This is a genomic window from Sphingomonas sp. GW821-FHT10F11, from assembly GCF_058809095.1.
This window is the reverse complement of record NZ_JBXASH010000003.1, coordinates 358,746-372,680: the sequence shown is the minus strand read 5'-3', so window position 1 is coordinate 372,680 and position 13,935 is coordinate 358,746. Positions and strand designations below refer to the sequence as shown.

General features: G+C 66.3%; 15 protein-coding genes. 9 read left to right on the top strand and 6 right to left on the bottom strand.

All coding sequences use genetic code 11. The features are described from left to right. Window positions 1-112: 112 nt before the first annotated feature. A complete protein-coding gene (locus AC1RT8_RS12160) occupies window positions 113-592 on the bottom strand; it encodes a DUF805 domain-containing protein (RefSeq protein WP_493075910.1) in 480 nt (159 codons plus the stop codon). Window positions 593-673: 81 nt separating this feature from the next. On the opposite strand from AC1RT8_RS12160, the gene AC1RT8_RS12155 reads away from it, so the two are divergent. Beyond that, window positions 674-1,075: an EVE domain-containing protein gene (locus AC1RT8_RS12155; protein ID WP_493075909.1), complete on the top strand. Its 402-nt coding sequence runs from the start codon at window positions 674-676 to the stop codon at window positions 1,073-1,075. Window positions 1,076-1,078: 3 nt separating this feature from the next. On the opposite strand, the gene typA is transcribed toward AC1RT8_RS12155, so the two are convergent. After that, window positions 1,079-2,917, bottom strand: coding sequence for a translational GTPase TypA (gene typA, locus AC1RT8_RS12150; RefSeq protein WP_493075908.1), 1,839 nt, complete (start codon window positions 2,915-2,917; stop codon window positions 1,079-1,081). Window positions 2,918-3,120: 203 nt separating this feature from the next. On the opposite strand from typA, the gene AC1RT8_RS12145 reads away from it, so the two are divergent. Together AC1RT8_RS12145 and AC1RT8_RS12140 are read left to right on the top strand one after the other, a co-directional pair. Next, window positions 3,121-3,492: a hypothetical protein gene (locus AC1RT8_RS12145; RefSeq protein ID WP_493075907.1), complete on the top strand. Its 372-nt coding sequence runs from the start codon at window positions 3,121-3,123 to the stop codon at window positions 3,490-3,492. 110 nt (window positions 3,493-3,602) lie between these two features. Beyond that, entirely contained in the window at window positions 3,603-4,724 is a 1,122-nt protein-coding gene (locus tag AC1RT8_RS12140; protein ID WP_493075906.1) for a glycoside hydrolase family 5 protein, read from the top strand. A gap of 1 nt (window position 4,725) precedes the next feature. On the opposite strand, the gene AC1RT8_RS12135 is transcribed toward AC1RT8_RS12140, so the two are convergent. Next, the gene (locus AC1RT8_RS12135; protein ID WP_493075905.1) at window positions 4,726-5,493 is read right to left on the bottom strand and encodes an AraC family transcriptional regulator; all 768 of its coding nucleotides are present in this window, start codon (window positions 5,491-5,493) and stop codon (window positions 4,726-4,728) included. 55 nt (window positions 5,494-5,548) lie between these two features. Here AC1RT8_RS12135 and AC1RT8_RS12130 point away from each other — a divergent pair, with 55 nt between their 5' ends. Next, window positions 5,549-5,935 carry a VOC family protein gene (locus AC1RT8_RS12130; RefSeq protein WP_493075904.1) on the top strand — a complete coding sequence of 129 codons (387 nt, stop codon included), beginning with the start codon at window positions 5,549-5,551 and terminating at the stop codon, window positions 5,933-5,935. A 50-nt stretch (window positions 5,936-5,985) separates the two neighbouring features. On the opposite strand, the gene AC1RT8_RS12125 is transcribed toward AC1RT8_RS12130, so the two are convergent. Beyond that, window positions 5,986-7,221 (bottom strand): glycoside hydrolase family 27 protein, encoded by a 1,236-nt coding sequence (locus AC1RT8_RS12125; RefSeq protein ID WP_493075903.1) that lies wholly within the window; start codon window positions 7,219-7,221, stop codon window positions 5,986-5,988. Window positions 7,222-7,387: 166 nt separating this feature from the next. Between AC1RT8_RS12125 and AC1RT8_RS12120 the strand changes: the two genes are divergently transcribed. The 5 genes from AC1RT8_RS12120 (at window position 7,388) to AC1RT8_RS12100 (ending at window position 11,242) form a co-directional block, all read left to right on the top strand. Beyond that, window positions 7,388-8,587, top strand: coding sequence for a toxic anion resistance protein (locus AC1RT8_RS12120; RefSeq protein ID WP_493075902.1), 1,200 nt, complete (start codon window positions 7,388-7,390; stop codon window positions 8,585-8,587). Beyond that, on the top strand, window positions 8,588-9,292 hold the full coding sequence (locus AC1RT8_RS12115) for a hypothetical protein (protein ID WP_493075901.1): 705 nt from the start codon (window positions 8,588-8,590) through the stop codon (window positions 9,290-9,292). A gap of 105 nt (window positions 9,293-9,397) precedes the next feature. Further along, window positions 9,398-9,766 carry a hypothetical protein gene (locus tag AC1RT8_RS12110; protein WP_493075900.1) on the top strand — a complete coding sequence of 123 codons (369 nt, stop codon included), beginning with the start codon at window positions 9,398-9,400 and terminating at the stop codon, window positions 9,764-9,766. A gap of 98 nt (window positions 9,767-9,864) precedes the next feature. After that, window positions 9,865-10,977, top strand: a complete 1,113-nt coding sequence (locus tag AC1RT8_RS12105; protein ID WP_493075899.1) for a DNA alkylation repair protein — start codon at window positions 9,865-9,867, stop codon at window positions 10,975-10,977. A gap of 4 nt (window positions 10,978-10,981) precedes the next feature. Then, window positions 10,982-11,242, top strand: coding sequence for a hypothetical protein (locus AC1RT8_RS12100; RefSeq protein WP_493075898.1), 261 nt, complete (start codon window positions 10,982-10,984; stop codon window positions 11,240-11,242). Between the two features lie 554 nt (window positions 11,243-11,796). On the opposite strand, the gene AC1RT8_RS12095 is transcribed toward AC1RT8_RS12100, so the two are convergent. Both AC1RT8_RS12095 and AC1RT8_RS12090 read right to left on the bottom strand, forming a co-directional pair. Then, entirely contained in the window at window positions 11,797-12,591 is a 795-nt protein-coding gene (locus AC1RT8_RS12095; protein ID WP_493075897.1) for a 3'(2'),5'-bisphosphate nucleotidase CysQ, read from the bottom strand. Then, window positions 12,584-13,930, bottom strand: coding sequence for a TldD/PmbA family protein (locus tag AC1RT8_RS12090; RefSeq protein WP_493075896.1), 1,347 nt, complete (start codon window positions 13,928-13,930; stop codon window positions 12,584-12,586). The genes AC1RT8_RS12095 and AC1RT8_RS12090 overlap by 8 nt, the downstream gene beginning before the upstream one ends. Window positions 13,931-13,935 lie beyond the last annotated feature (5 nt).

Sequence of the window (13,935 nt, the reverse complement as noted above, 5' to 3'; positions counted from 1 at the left end):
CCCGAATCCGCATCGAGGGTATAACGCGGAAGCCGTCCAGCTTGTTGCACCGCTATGGCCGAGTCGGTCTGAACTTGTACGGAATGCACTGTTTAACGAGCGTTCAGCGTGGTTAATCGCCGAGCTTCGGGCGTTGCACCACGCGCGCCGCATCCGCCGGCGCGTCACGCCAGTCCTGACGGTGGACGGTATCGCGGCGCTTTGGATCGGGGCCATAGCGGTTGGCGCCGGGCGTGCCGTCGAAGCACATCAGGGCGAACAGCGGGAACTGGCCGAACGGCACGAGACTGAGCAGGATCCACCAGCCGGTCCGGCCCTGATCGTGCAGCCGCCGCACCTGCACCGCGAGCAGCGGGATGAGCAGGGCAGCGACCAGCACCCAGCCGATGATCTGGACCGTGTCGCCGGCGCCGCCCTGGAGCGTGAAGGGCTGGTCGACGAGCTTCTTCACGTCACCGCCCAGGACGATGAAGATCGCGCCGAGCGGCAGGAAGAGCAGCCACTGGAACAGGATGAACAGCCAATATTCCTTGCGCTGCGAGCGGTCGCGGAAATCAGCATAGCGGCGCAGCGGCAGCAGCATATAGTCCATGGTCGTGGCTCCCCTCTCCTGCCGCGGACGTTGAAACGCGTGTCGGGCAAAGTAAAGTCGGGTTCACCCAAGGAGGCGATGATGGCGTACTGGCTGCTGAAATCCGAACCCGAAAGCTATAGCTGGGACGACCTGATCCGCGAGGGCGCGACCGAATGGACCGGCGTGCGCAATCCGGCCGCGGCGCTGCACCTGAAGGCGATGGCGGTGGGCGATCGCGGGTTCTTTTATCACTCAGGCAAGGAAAAGGCGGCGGTCGGGGTGATGGAGATCACCCGTACGGCCCAGCAGGACGGCGACGAGCCGCGCTGGGTATCGGTCGCGGTCAAGCCGGTCGAGGCACTGGCCAAACCCGTCACGCTGGCGGCAATGAAGGCCGAGCCGAAGCTGGCGGGGATGGAGATGCTCCGCCAGTCGCGGCTGTCGGTCAGCCCCGTCAGCGACGCCGAATGGGCTGTGCTGACGGGAATGGCGAAGGGGTAAAGCTTACGCTGCCTGCTTGGCGCGCGAGGCCTTTTTGCGCTCGTTCGGATCGAGGTAGCGCTTGCGCAGGCGGATCGACTTGGGGGTGACTTCGACCAGTTCGTCGTCGTCGATATAGGCGATCGCCTGCTCGAGCGTCAGGCGCCAGGGCGGGGTCAGGCGGATCGCGTCGTCCTTGCCGCCCGATGCGCGGAAGTTGGTCAGCTGCTTCGCCTTCATCGGATTGACCTCGAGGTCGTCCGTCTTGGCATTCTCACCGACGATCATGCCTTCGTAGAGCGCTTCCTGCGGGGCGACCATCAGGATGCCGCGCTCCTCGAGCGGGCCGAGCGCATAGGCATTGGCCTCGCCCGCGCCGTTCGAGATGAGCACGCCGTTCTTGCGGCCCTCGATCTTGCCCTTGTGGGGCCCGTATTTCTCGAACAGCCGGTTCATGATGCCGGTGCCGCGCGTGTCCGACAGGAACTCGCCATGATAGCCGATCATGCCGCGCGAGGGCGCGGAGAAGGTGATGCGGATCTTGCCGCCGCCCGACGGGCGCATGTCGGTCATCTCCGCCTTGCGGATGTTCATCTTCTCGACGACCGTGCCGGAATATTCCTCGTCCACGTCGATGATGACGATTTCGTACGGCTCGGTCTTGCCGCCATTCTCGTCCTCGCCGAACAGCACGCGCGGGCGGCTGATGCCGAGCTCGAAGCCCTCGCGGCGCATCGTTTCGATCAGCACGCCGAGCTGGAGCTCGCCGCGGCCGGCGACTTCGTAGCTGTCGCGGTCGGCCGATTCGGTGACCTTGATCGCGACGTTCGATTCGGCCTCGCGCAACAGGCGATCGCGGATCATGCGCGACGTCACCTTGCTGCCCTCGCGGCCAGCCATCGGCGAATCGTTCACCGCGAAGCGCATCGACAGGGTCGGCGGATCGATCGGCTGGGCATGGAGCGGCTCGCTGACCGATACGTCGGCAATGGTGTTGGCGACGGTCGCGACCGTCAGGCCGGCGATCGAGATGATGTCGCCGGCATTGGCCTCGTCGACCGGCACGCGCTCCAGCCCGCGAAACGCCATGATCTTGGAGGCGCGACCGGTCTCGACGACCTTGCCATCGGGATCGAGCGCGTGGATCGCCATGTTGGTCTTGACCGAGCCCGAAAAGACCAGGCCGGTCAGAATGCGGCCGAGGAAATTGTCGCGATCGAGCAAAGTGACGAGGAACTTGAACGGGCCGTCCGGATCGGCCGAGGGCGGCGGCACATGGCTGACGATCGTCTCGAACAGCGGCGCCAGCGTGCCTTCGCGCACGTCGGGATTGTCGCCGGCATAGCCGTTGCGGCCCGAGGCGAAGATCACCGGGAAATCGAGCTGGTCGTCATTGGCGTCGAGCGAGACGAACAGGTCGAACACCTCGTCGAGCACTTCCTGCGCGCGGGCGTCGGAGCGATCGATCTTGTTGACGACGACGATCGGGCGAAGGCCGAGCGCCAGCGCCTTGCCGGTGACGAACTTGGTCTGCGGCATCGCGCCTTCGGCGGCATCGACCAGAAGGACCACGCCATCGACCATCGACAGGATCCGCTCCACCTCGCCGCCGAAATCGGCGTGGCCGGGCGTGTCGACGATGTTGATGCGGGTCTTGTGACCGTGATGGTCGTCCCATTCGACCGAGGTGCACTTCGCGAGAATCGTGATGCCACGCTCTTTTTCGAGATCGTTGGAATCCATCGCGCGCTCTTCGACGCGCTGGTTGTCGCGGAAGGTGCCGGACTGGCGGAAGAGCTGGTCGACCAGGGTGGTTTTGCCGTGATCGACATGGGCGATGATCGCCACGTTGCGGAGGCTCATTAGGTCACTCGATATTTTGCAGGGAAAAGGTTGCGGGCGCCGATAGCGCAATTGCTGCGTCGCGGAAAGGCCGGATGTCATGCGAAGAAGCACCTGGGTCGCTGCAACGGCGTGTCCCGGCCGCGCAGATTCGAGACAAAGCCCTCCAGATTCCCGCTTTTCGTTGGATTTGGCGGCATTTATCATGGCGAGCAGGGGGCAATATGACTCTGCACAACCTGTTCCATCATCTGCGTGATGCGCGGGCACGAGCGAGGGGCTCGGCGCGGCCGCGACGGATCGAGGATCTGTCCGGGCGGCGGATGCTGGGCAAGGTCGCCAAGATCATGGTCGAGACCTGGGATACCGGCCCCTTCGCCACCGATCCCTGCTGGCTGTTGGCGGACGCCGAGGATCGGATCCTGTTCGTGCTGCCGGCCGGCGCGGTGCCGGAGCATGAGCTGTTCGACCGGATCGGCGACGCGCGCGGATTCGACAAGGCGGCGATGCGGCGGGCGATGCGATCGACCCGCAATGCGCGCTTCACCGTCTGGCAGCGGGACCGGATCGCCGACAAGGGCGCGCGCAAGCGCTGATTCCCGTTTCAGCAGCATGTTCAGGGGTTGCGCGAGACATTGCCGCCGTGCAGATTGACAACGTTAACAATGAGCATCGCCGATCGCGAGCGGTGTCGGAAGGGGTTGCGATGAAGCGAGGCCTGATATTCGCCGGCGTTCTGGCGCTGTGCACGGCCGGGTGTGGCGGCGGCGCGACCGCGACGGCCGCCGCTGCGCCGGCTCCGACCCCCGCCCCTTCGCCCTCGCCCTCGCCTTCTCCCACGCCGACCCCGACGCCTGTCGCATCCTATACCCCCGCCGCCGCCGCGATTCCGAGTGCCGGCATCGCGTTGCCGCTCGGCAAATGCGTCAACATGGGCAATCATTTGGAGGCGCCGAACGAGGGCGATTGGGGCCGGGCGATCGCCGAGGACGATTTCACCATCATCAAGGCAGCGGGCTTCACCAGCATCCGCCTGCCGGTACGCTTTTCGGGCCATGCCGCCACGGCCGCGCCCTTCACGATCGATGCGGCGTTCATGGCTCGGGTTCGCCATGTCGTCGACCTGGCGACCGCCGCCGGGCTGAACGTGATCGTCGACATGCATAATTATGATGAGCTGATGGCCGCACCCGATGCCAATGCGGTGCGCTTCGCGGGGCTATGGAAACAGATCGCCGCGACCTTCGCCGCCGCGCCCGCGACCGTCTGGTTCGAGCTTATCAACGAACCCAACACCAATTTGACCAACGCCAAGCTGCCGGCGATCATCACGCCCACGCTGGCCGAGATCCGCGCGACCAACCCGACCCGGCCGGTGATCATCGGCGGCGAGGGCTGGAGCGGCATCGGCAGCCTCGCGACCCTGCCGATGCCAGCCGATCAGAATGTCGTGCCGACCTTCCATTATTACGATCCGTTCGCCTTCACCCATCAAGGCGCGACCTGGGTGACGCCGACCCCGCCGCTCGGGCGCGTGTTCGGGGGCGCGGCCGATATCGCCGAGATCGACCGCAACCTGCAGACGGTGCGCGACTATATCGCGCGGACCGGCCGGGTGCCGTTCGTCGGCGAATATGGCGCGAACGATGTGGCCGGCGTGCCGGTGAGCGAGCGGATCAACTATTACGGCACGATCACCTCGGCCTATGCCTCGGTCGGCGTGCAGAGCTGTGCCTGGGCCTATACCAACACCTTCAGGCTGCGCGACGGCGACCATTGGATTCCGGGCATGGTGGCCGCGATCCGCACGACGACCACGCTGCGATAAATCACTCCGCCGCGAAATAGCGCGCCGGCGTGGTGCCGAACTGAGCCCGGAAGGCGGCGACGAAGGCGCTGGGGGTGGCATAGCCGGCGGCCGCCGCGGCCTGCTTGACGCTGGCGCCGGCACCGAGACGTTCGAGCGACGCGAGCAGCGCGCCCTGGCGGCGCCAGCGACCGAGGCTCATGCCGGTTTCCGCGACGAAGCGGCGTTCCAGCGCGCGAACGCCGAGGCCGACGGCACGCGCTATTTCCGGAATGCTCGCCTCAGCGCCGCCCGAGAAGAGCCATTCCGCCGCGCGGCGGGTCGCGTCGGAGCGCGGCTCGGGCAGGTCGAAGGGCGGCACGGGCGAGCGGCGCATCTCGTCGAGCAGCAGGATGGCCAGCGCCGATTCGACCGTGTCGCGCCGGTCGGCCATGCCGATCGCGACGATGCGCAGGATCAGCTCGCGCAGCAGCGGCGAGACGGTGATCGCCGTGCAGGCCATGGGCAGATCAGGCACGCAGCCCGGCGCGACATAGACAGTACGGAAGGCAGAGTGCCCCGAGGCGCGGATCGCGTGGCGTATGCCGGCCGGCACCCAGACGCCCCAGCTCGGCGGCACCACCCAGGAACCACCGCCGGTCGTGATCATCAGCACGCCGCTGGTCGCGTGAATCAGCTGGTGCCAGTCATGCGCATGCTCGCGGATCATCTGGCCGGGCACGAGATCGGACGCGCTGCTGCGCACCACCAGATAGGGCTCGTCAGCGGCGGTACGACGTTTTTGCGACATTCATTGGCAGAATAGCGCTATTGCGGCTCGCCCGCCAGCGGCGCACGATACGGGCATGCCAACCAACCTCGCCTCCTTCGCCATCCATGTCGACGATGTCGACCGTGCCCGCGCCTTCTACGAAGCCGTGTTCGGCTGGGTATTCGAGCCCTGGGGGCCGCCGGGCTTCTACCTGATCCATACCGGCGACGAAGCGTCGCCCGGCATTCAGGGCCTGATGCACGCGCGCCAGACGCCGCGCACTGGTGCCGGCCTGAACGGGGTGGAGCCGACCTTCGCGGTGGATGATGTGGATGCGGTCGCGGCGCTGGTCGAAGCCAATGGCGGGACGATCACTTACGCCAAGGGCATTATCCCGACGGTCGGCGCGCTGATCCGGTTCCTCGATACCGAGGGCAATGATATCGGCGCGATGCAATATGTGACGGTGCCGCATACGTAGGGCTTCCCCACCCTATCTTCCCCGGCCTTCGCCGGGGAAGTGCAAGTGGGTTAGGGCAGCAACCGCACCATCACCACGCCGTGCGGCTCGACCGTGGCCGAGAAGCTGCCGGCCATGCGCCCCAGCGAATTGCGCGCCCACAGATCGCGCACCTCCGCCTTCAGCCCGCGCGGATAGCCGAGTTCGGTCCAGTCGGCCTTGATCGTCGCCGGTGTCGCGCCGCGGTTGAACAGGATCACCGCCCGGCCGCCATCGGCGAGCGGCCGCGACCAGACCTCGTGATCGCCATCGTCGCGAACGCGGTGGCCCTGTACGCCGAGCGGGTCCTGGTCGATCGCGATCACGTCCTTGTTGAGCAGGATCGCGCTGGTCTCCGCGCTCATCGAGGCGATGTCGTTGCCCGCCATCAGCGGCGCCGCCATCATCGCCCAGAGGCTGAAATGGCTGCGATATTCGGTGTCGGTCATCCCGCCATTGCCGATCTCCAGCATGTCGGGATCGTTCCAATGGCCCGGGCCGGCATAGGGCCAGAGCGGCTCGTTGCGGTCGACAATGTCGAGCACATTATGCGCCCACCAATGTTCCTTGTCGGTGCCGGCGAAACTGTCCCAGATATCGCCGGTGGTGCGCCAGAGATTGCCGATCTTCCTGCCCCATCGCCACGGCTCGTTCTGGCCCCATTCGCAGATGCTGAAGGTTATATCGCGGCCGCTCGCCCGGAGCGCGTCGGCCATCAGCGCATAGGCTTCTTCCGCATTGCGCGTGCCGGTAAAGCACCAGTCATACTTCAGATAATCGACGCCCCAGCGCGCATAGGTGAGCGCGTCCTGATATTCATGGCCCTGGCTGCCCGGGCGCTTGCCGCAGGTCATCATGCCGGCATCGGAATAGATGCCGAACTTGAGGCCCTTCGAATGGACATAGTCGGCGAGCGGTTTGATTCCCGAGGGGAACTTGACCGGATCGGCGGTGATGAACCCATCCTTGTCGCGGGCGCCGTGCCAGCAATCGTCGATCACGACATAATGATAGCCGGCATCGCGCATGCCGCTCGACACCATCGCGTCGGCGACGGCGCGGACGGTCGTCTCGCTGATATTGCAGCCGAACTTGTTCCAGCTGTTCCAGCCCATCGGCGGGGTTTGCGCCAGGCCATTGGCGATACGCGCCGGATCGCGCGAGGGCGGCAGGCGGTTGGGATCGACGGTTTCCTGCGCAGTCGCCGCCGTGGCGAACGTCAGCAGCGCGAACAGCGCAACCACCATCCGGCCTATCGCACGTCGCATCGATTCCCCTCCCTTGTCCAACGCCGGCCACCTGACGCGAGCGCCATCGATTGCGCAACAATTTTCGGCTAGCCTGCCGGCACGTGACAAGTGTTATAGTTGAATGATACACTTGAAGCGCGTTCGAATCGCCGTCATCTAGGGCGGCGACTGCGTGGAGAGAGTGATGGCGACCGAGACTGACACCGCGACCACCGACCTGGTGCTGACCCCGCCCGACCCCGTGCCGGTGGTCGCGCCGGAAAAGGCCGTCGGCCTCGTGCCGGTCGACGACACCAAGCGTACCCAGCTGCAGGAGCGGGTTGAGACCTTCATCGAGGATCTGGTCGCGCAGGACGTGAACTCGCCCGAATTCGGCAAGCGAGTCGATGCAATCAGCGCGATGGGCCAGAAGGAGATCCGCGAGGCGGCCGGGCAATCGAACCGATTCCTCGACCGGCCGGTCAAGGCGATGAACCAGGAATCGGGTGTCGGCGCCGACCTGGCCGAACTGCGCCGCACGATCGAGGATCTCGATCCGGGCAAGCAGGGAAACCTGCTCGCGCCGAAGAAGCTGTTCGGGATCATCCCGTTCGGCAATTCGATGCGCAATTATTTCGACGGCTATAAAAGCTCGCAGACTCACATCGCCTCGATCCTGAAGAGCCTGGGCAGCGGCAAGGACGAGCTGCTGATGGACAATGCCGCGATCGACGTCGAGCGCGCCAATCTGTGGACCGCGATGGGCCGGCTCGAACAGATGATCATCCTGTCGAAGACGATGGACGAGAAGCTGGAAGACAAGGCCAATGAGCTGGACCACACCGATCCGGCCAAGGCCAAGGCGATCCGCGAAAGCGCGCTCTTCTATGTCCGCCAGCGCACCCAGGACCTGCTGACCCAGATGGCGGTGACGGTGCAGGGCTATCTCGCGCTCGACCTTGTGAAGAAGAACAATGTCGAGCTGGTGAAGGGCGTCGACCGTGCCTCCACCACCACGGTTTCCGCGCTGCGCACCGCGGTGACGGTGGCGCAGGCGCTGACCAACCAGAAGCTGGTGCTGGAGCAGATCACCGCGCTGAACACCACCACCGCCAACATCATCGATTCGACCGGCAAACTGCTGAAGAGCCAGACCGCGACGATCCATGAGCAGGCGGCAGGCGCGACCATCCCGATCGAGGTGCTGCAGCGCGCTTTCCAGAATATCTATGACACGATGGACGCGATCGACACCTTCAAGCTGAAGGCGCTCGATTCGATGAAGACCACGGTCACTGTGCTGGGCAACGAGGTCGAGAAGTCGAAGGGCTATATCGCCCGGGCCGAGGGGGCAGCGCAGAATTCGGGCAGCGGGGGCGAAACCTTCAAGCTGGAAGCCGTGTAAATGACCGACGTCGATCGCCAGATCGCCAGGACCACCCAGTTCCTCAACGAGCGACGCGAACAGGCGCTGATGCAGCGCAAGCGCCGGCGGCGCGGCACCGGCCTGGCCAAGCGGGCCGGGCTGATCGTCACCGCCGACCTCGCGATCATCATCGCGACGATCGTGTTCGGCTGGTTCTCCCCGATCGGCATGGGCGGGGCGCTGCTGGTCTTCGCCGCGCTGATCCTGGTGACCTTCCTGCTCGCCTTCGTCTCGCTGGAGGCGCCGGTGGTGGCCGAGAAGCTGGTCGAGGTGCCGCTCAAGGCGCTGCCGCTCAAGACCGAACAATGGCTCGAACAGCAGCGCCCCGCCCTGCCCGCCCCTGCCCAGACCCTGGTCGACGGGATCGGCGTTCAGCTCGAGACGCTCGCGCCGCAGCTTGCCGCGCTCGACGAGCGCGAGCCGGCGGCGGCCGAGATCCGCAAGCTGGTCGGCGAGCAATTGCCAGAGCTGATCCGCGACTATGCCAAGGTCCCCCAGCCGCTGCGCGGCGTGGAGCGCAACGGCAAGACGCCCGATGCGCAGCTCGCCGAAGGGCTGAAGGTGATCGAGCAGGAGATCGGCCAGATGTCGGCGCAGCTGGCCGAGGGCGATCTCAACCTGCTGGCGACGCGGGGGCGGTTCCTGGAGATCAAGTATCGGGACGACGGGCTGGGCGAAGCTTAGATCGGAACCTATCTGATCTATTCGCAGACCGACCGTTCGGACTATTCACCGCCCGCGACTGTTGCTACTTCCGCTACAGGCTCAGGAGAGCGGGGGAGGGTCAGGATGGCGTTTGACGTCCAGGCAGAGGCAGAGCGGCATCGCATTCATATCACCTTGGCCGGGTTCGCGTCGCTGGACGACGTGAAGCGGTTCGAACAGGATCTGCAACGGGCGATCGACGCGCTGCCGGCCTATCGCGGCCCGCACCAATTGCTCTACGACGTGTCCGGCGCGAAGATTCAATCGCAGGACGTCGTCCAGGCATTGCGGGACCTCGCTCTCGCCTCCCCGCGGACATCGGCGTTCGCGCTGGTGAATGCCAGTGCGCTTGCCGGCCGGCAGCTGAGCCGCATCTTCCACGGGATCGACGTGCATGCCTGCCTTGACCGGGAGGAAGCCGTCAGGTGGCTGGATGCCCAGGCGACCGGCTGACATGAGCGCATAACGGGCTGGCACATTGCCCGGCCCAGGCAGAACGCTAGAGCTGCTGTCCGGAGGGTCGATCTCTCGGCCATATGATCGGGACGGGCATGACAATGACAAGCGACGCGGCCACCCCCGCCCTGCTCAAGGACATTCTCGGGCCGCAAGCGCTGACCGTGATCGCCGATACGGGCGCGCTCGCTTCGCCGCGCTTTGACCGCGCCGCCTTTCTCGATGCCGCGTCGGCGGGGCTGGACGCGCTGTCGATCATGGAGCGGGTGCGTCATATCGCGGATGCCCTGCGGATCGCGTTGCCCGCCGACTATGCGGAGGCGGTGAAGATCGTTCGCGCCATGGCGCCGCGGCTGACCCATGGTTTCCAGGCTGTGGCGGTGACCGAATTCATTGCGCGACATGGGCTCGGCGACGTCGCGCTTTCGATGGAAGCGCTCGCCGACCTGACCCGCTTCGGCACCGCCGAGTTCGCGATACGGCCGTTTCTGGCGCAGGACAGCGCGGGGACGCTTGCCATTATGCTCGCGTGGAGCGGGCATGAGGACGAGCATGTCCGGCGGCTCGCCAGCGAAGGCAGCCGGCCGCGGCTGCCCTGGGCGGGGCGCGTGCCGGCGCTCAAGGCCGATCCCACGCTGGCGGCGCCGATCCTGGAGGCGCTGAAGCGCGATCCCAGCGCCTATGTCCGCAAATCGGTCGCCAACCATCTGAACGATATCGCCAAGGATCGGCCAGACTGGCTGGTCGACCGGCTCGCGGCCTGGCCGACCGACGACGCCCGAACGATGTGGATCGTCCGCCATGCGTTGCGGACGCTGATCAAGCAGGGTGATCCGCGGGCGCTGGCGCTGATCGGCGTGGGGCATGGCGCGGCGGTCGAGGTATCGGACTTTTCGGTCGGGCCGGGGACGGTGCGGCTTGGCGGCGCGATCATGATCGCTGCTGAGGTAAGATCGACATCCGCCGGGGCGCAGCGACTGGTGGTCGACTACCGCCTTCATTACGCGCGGACCGGCGGGAAACGCGCCGCCAAGGTGTTCAAGCTTCGCACGTTCGACCTTGGCCCCGGCGAGACGGTCGCCCTTTCGATCCGGCAGACGATCAAGGATTTCAGCACAAGGCGGCATCATCCGGGCACGCATGAGGTGGAACTGATCGTCAACGGACAGACCATGGCGCGCGCAGCGTTCGAACTGCTGGCGGGCTGAGCACATGGCGAAGAAGAAATATCTGCTGACCGCGACCTTGCCCGACGGCTACGTCAAGACGATCGGGCCGACCGCGACCGAGTTCACCCATTATTGGCGGATCGTTGCCCGTCTCGGCAACGGCAAGACCGAGGTGTTCTGGGGCCATAGCAAGTCGCTGGCCGAGGCGAAGAAGACGCGCGCGCTGGCGGCCGAGGCGGGCGCCGGTCGCGGCTGGATGAGCCATGATGTCGACATCGTCGAGCTGGTCCGGACGCCGGGATAATGCCCCGACCTGCCCTGTTCCAGCCCTGTAACCGGGCGGAACGGGCGCTGAATTTTTCTCTCCCTGTTATTTCCAACTTTGTTGGAGATATTTTCTTTTTATATCAACATGTTGATTGGCATTCTCCCTGTTCCTGAATAACAGGGAGAAATTCGCACGGAACAGGGAGAGGCGCGTCGATAAAAGGGAGTGCCCGCGCGAGAACGGGGCAGTGTCCAGAGCCGATGCGGACGGCCTTATTTCTCACGCCGGACTCATTCGGTGCTTATCCCGGACGCCACCGTCGACTTGGGATCCTGTACCCTTGTGCTCCCGCGAAGGCGGGAGCACAGACTGGGTCCCCGCCTTCGCGGGGACACAAGGGCGCCTTGCTCGAACGGGACAAGCTCCGACTCGTTCCGGGGTCCACCGATGCCGGAACCGGCATGACGGCCGGGGCCGTTACACTGGTTTTCGATCGTCATGAGAAAGAGCGGACCGGGCTTCGCTTACGAGACTCGGCCGATCCGCATCGTGCCGCGATTCGCATTGCGGTTGAATCGATCGACCCGGGACTATCGGACCGCCAGCGTCTTCGCGCGATCCGCCAGCCGGTCCACCGCTGCGGCATGGATGCCCGGCGTCGTGGTCAGGACCCCGAACGCCTGTGCGCTCGGCGTGTTGAAGAAGAGCGGCTTGCCGAAGGCGTCGCTGACTGTTGCGCCGGCCTCGGCCGCGATCAGGACGGCGGCGGCGATGTCCCATTCATAGCCCCAACGCAGCGTCGCCACGAGATCCGCCTCACCCGCCGCGACCATCGCGATACGGAGCGCGATCGAATTGGGCTTGGCCACCGCAACCAGGTCGCTGTCGACCTTGGGCAGGCTGTCTGTCGGCACGCGGGCGCCGGAAAAGACGGCGCGGTTGCCGGCGCGGATCGGGAAACCGTTGAGCGTCGCGCCCTTGCCCGCCTCGGCCCGCCAGACCTCGCTGCGTGCGGGCGCGTCGAGCACGCCGATCAGCGGCTGGCCGTCCTCGACCAGGGCGATCGAGACCGCCCAGCCCTCCCGCCCGCGGACATAGTCGCGCGTACCATCGATGGGATCGACTACCCACAGGCGCGACTGGGACAGGCGATCTTCATTGTCGACCGTCTCCTCCGACAGCCAGCCGGCATCGGGCACCAGCGCGGCGAGGCGCTGATGGAGCAGCGCGTCGACTTCCAGATCGACCTCGCACACCGGATTGCCCGGGCTTTTTTCCCATTGGCGGAAGTCAGTGCGCCATTTGGCCAGCGCCAGTGCGCCCGCCTCGGCAGCGATCGCGGCGATCGCGTCGGCCAGATCCCCGCTACCGGGGCGATCAGCCACTCGCCACCGTCATGCCGTCGATGCGGATCGTCGGCACATTGGTGCCGTAGCGGAATTCGAGATCGTTGGCGGGGGTGAGATTGAGGAACATGTCCTTCAGATTGCCCGCGATGGTGAATTCGGCGACCGGGGTCGTGATCTCGCCGCCCTCAATCAGGAAGCCGGCCGCGCCGCGGCTGTAGTCGCCGGTCACGCCGTTGACCCCCATGCCGATCAGTTCGGTCACGAACACGCCGCGCTTGATGTCGGCGATCAGCGTCTCGCGCGGCATCGCGCCGGCGCACATATGCATGTTGCTGGTGGTGACGCCCGGGCTGCCGCCGCCGCCGCGCGTGGCGTGGCCGGTCGGCTCGAGCCCGAGCTGCCGTGCCGAGGCGCTGTCGAGCAGCCAGGTTTCGAGCATGCCGTGCGAGACGAACTCGGTCGGAGAAACGGGCAGGCCCTCGCCGTCGAACGGCCGTGAGCGCAGGCCCTGCGGGCGGTGCGGATCGTCGCAGATGGTGACGCCGCTCGAAAAGACCTGGGTGCCGAGCGCGTCGAGCAGGAAGCTGGTCTTGCGCGAGATCGCCTGGCCGGAGATCGCGCCGATCAGGTGCCCGAGCAGGCTCGATCCGACGCGCGGGTCGAACACCACCGGCATCGCGCCGCTGGCGAGCCGGCCCGGGTTGAGCCGGGCGACCGCGCGCTCGCCGGCGCGGGTGCCGATCGACAGGGCGTCCTCCAGCCTGGAGCGGTGGCGCGCGGAATGATGCGCATAGTCGCGGACCATCTCGCCGCCCGATCCGGCAAGCACGCTGGCCGACAGGCCGTATCCGGTCGCGGCATAGGCGCCGGCAAAACCATGGCTGGTGGCGAGCGCCCAGACCGCGCGCGAGGCGCTGGCGCCGCCGCCTTCGCTGTTGGACACGCCGGCGACGGCGCGGGCCGCATCCTCGGCGGCGAGTGCGGCTTCCTTCAGCGCCTCGGGCGACACCACGCCGCCATCGTCGAGATCGAGATGCGGCGGGGCGCCGTGGAGCAGGCGATTCTCCGGCGCAAGCCCGGCCCAGGCATCCTCGGGCGCCTCGCGCGCCATCGCGACGGCGCGTTCGGCGAGCGTGGTGATCGCTGCGGACGACAGGTCCGAGGTGGAGACACTGGCCGAGCGGCGGCCGACGAACACGCGCAGGCCAAGCTCGGCATTTTCGGAACGGCCGACATCTTCGAGCGCGCCCAGGCGGATCGAGACGTCGAGCGAGGTATCGTCGGCGAACACCGCATCGGCGGCGTCGGCGCCGGCGGCCCTGGCCCGGGCAACTATATCTTGGGCGCGATCCCGCGCCTGATCGATCGTCAGCATCACGG

What these genes read in the sequence shown, in the direction of transcription:
- AC1RT8_RS12160 (WP_493075910.1), bottom strand. Translation starts at nt 592, where the DNA reads ATGGACTATATGCTGCTGCCGCTGCGCCGCTATGCTGATTTCCGCGAC.
- AC1RT8_RS12155 (WP_493075909.1), top strand. Translation starts at nt 674, where the DNA reads ATGGCGTACTGGCTGCTGAAATCCGAACCCGAAAGCTATAGCTGGGAC.
- typA (WP_493075908.1), bottom strand. Translation starts at nt 2,917, where the DNA reads ATGAGCCTCCGCAACGTGGCGATCATCGCCCATGTCGATCACGGCAAA.
- AC1RT8_RS12145 (WP_493075907.1), top strand. Translation starts at nt 3,121, where the DNA reads ATGACTCTGCACAACCTGTTCCATCATCTGCGTGATGCGCGGGCACGA.
- AC1RT8_RS12140 (WP_493075906.1), top strand. Translation starts at nt 3,603, where the DNA reads ATGAAGCGAGGCCTGATATTCGCCGGCGTTCTGGCGCTGTGCACGGCC.
- AC1RT8_RS12135 (WP_493075905.1), bottom strand. Translation starts at nt 5,493, where the DNA reads ATGTCGCAAAAACGTCGTACCGCCGCTGACGAGCCCTATCTGGTGGTG.
- AC1RT8_RS12130 (WP_493075904.1), top strand. Translation starts at nt 5,549, where the DNA reads ATGCCAACCAACCTCGCCTCCTTCGCCATCCATGTCGACGATGTCGAC.
- AC1RT8_RS12125 (WP_493075903.1), bottom strand. Translation starts at nt 7,221, where the DNA reads ATGCGACGTGCGATAGGCCGGATGGTGGTTGCGCTGTTCGCGCTGCTG.
- AC1RT8_RS12120 (WP_493075902.1), top strand. Translation starts at nt 7,388, where the DNA reads ATGGCGACCGAGACTGACACCGCGACCACCGACCTGGTGCTGACCCCG.
- AC1RT8_RS12115 (WP_493075901.1), top strand. Translation starts at nt 8,588, where the DNA reads ATGACCGACGTCGATCGCCAGATCGCCAGGACCACCCAGTTCCTCAAC.
- AC1RT8_RS12110 (WP_493075900.1), top strand. Translation starts at nt 9,398, where the DNA reads ATGGCGTTTGACGTCCAGGCAGAGGCAGAGCGGCATCGCATTCATATC.
- AC1RT8_RS12105 (WP_493075899.1), top strand. Translation starts at nt 9,865, where the DNA reads ATGACAATGACAAGCGACGCGGCCACCCCCGCCCTGCTCAAGGACATT.
- AC1RT8_RS12100 (WP_493075898.1), top strand. Translation starts at nt 10,982, where the DNA reads ATGGCGAAGAAGAAATATCTGCTGACCGCGACCTTGCCCGACGGCTAC.
- AC1RT8_RS12090 (WP_493075896.1), bottom strand. Translation starts at nt 13,930, where the DNA reads ATGCTGACGATCGATCAGGCGCGGGATCGCGCCCAAGATATAGTTGCC.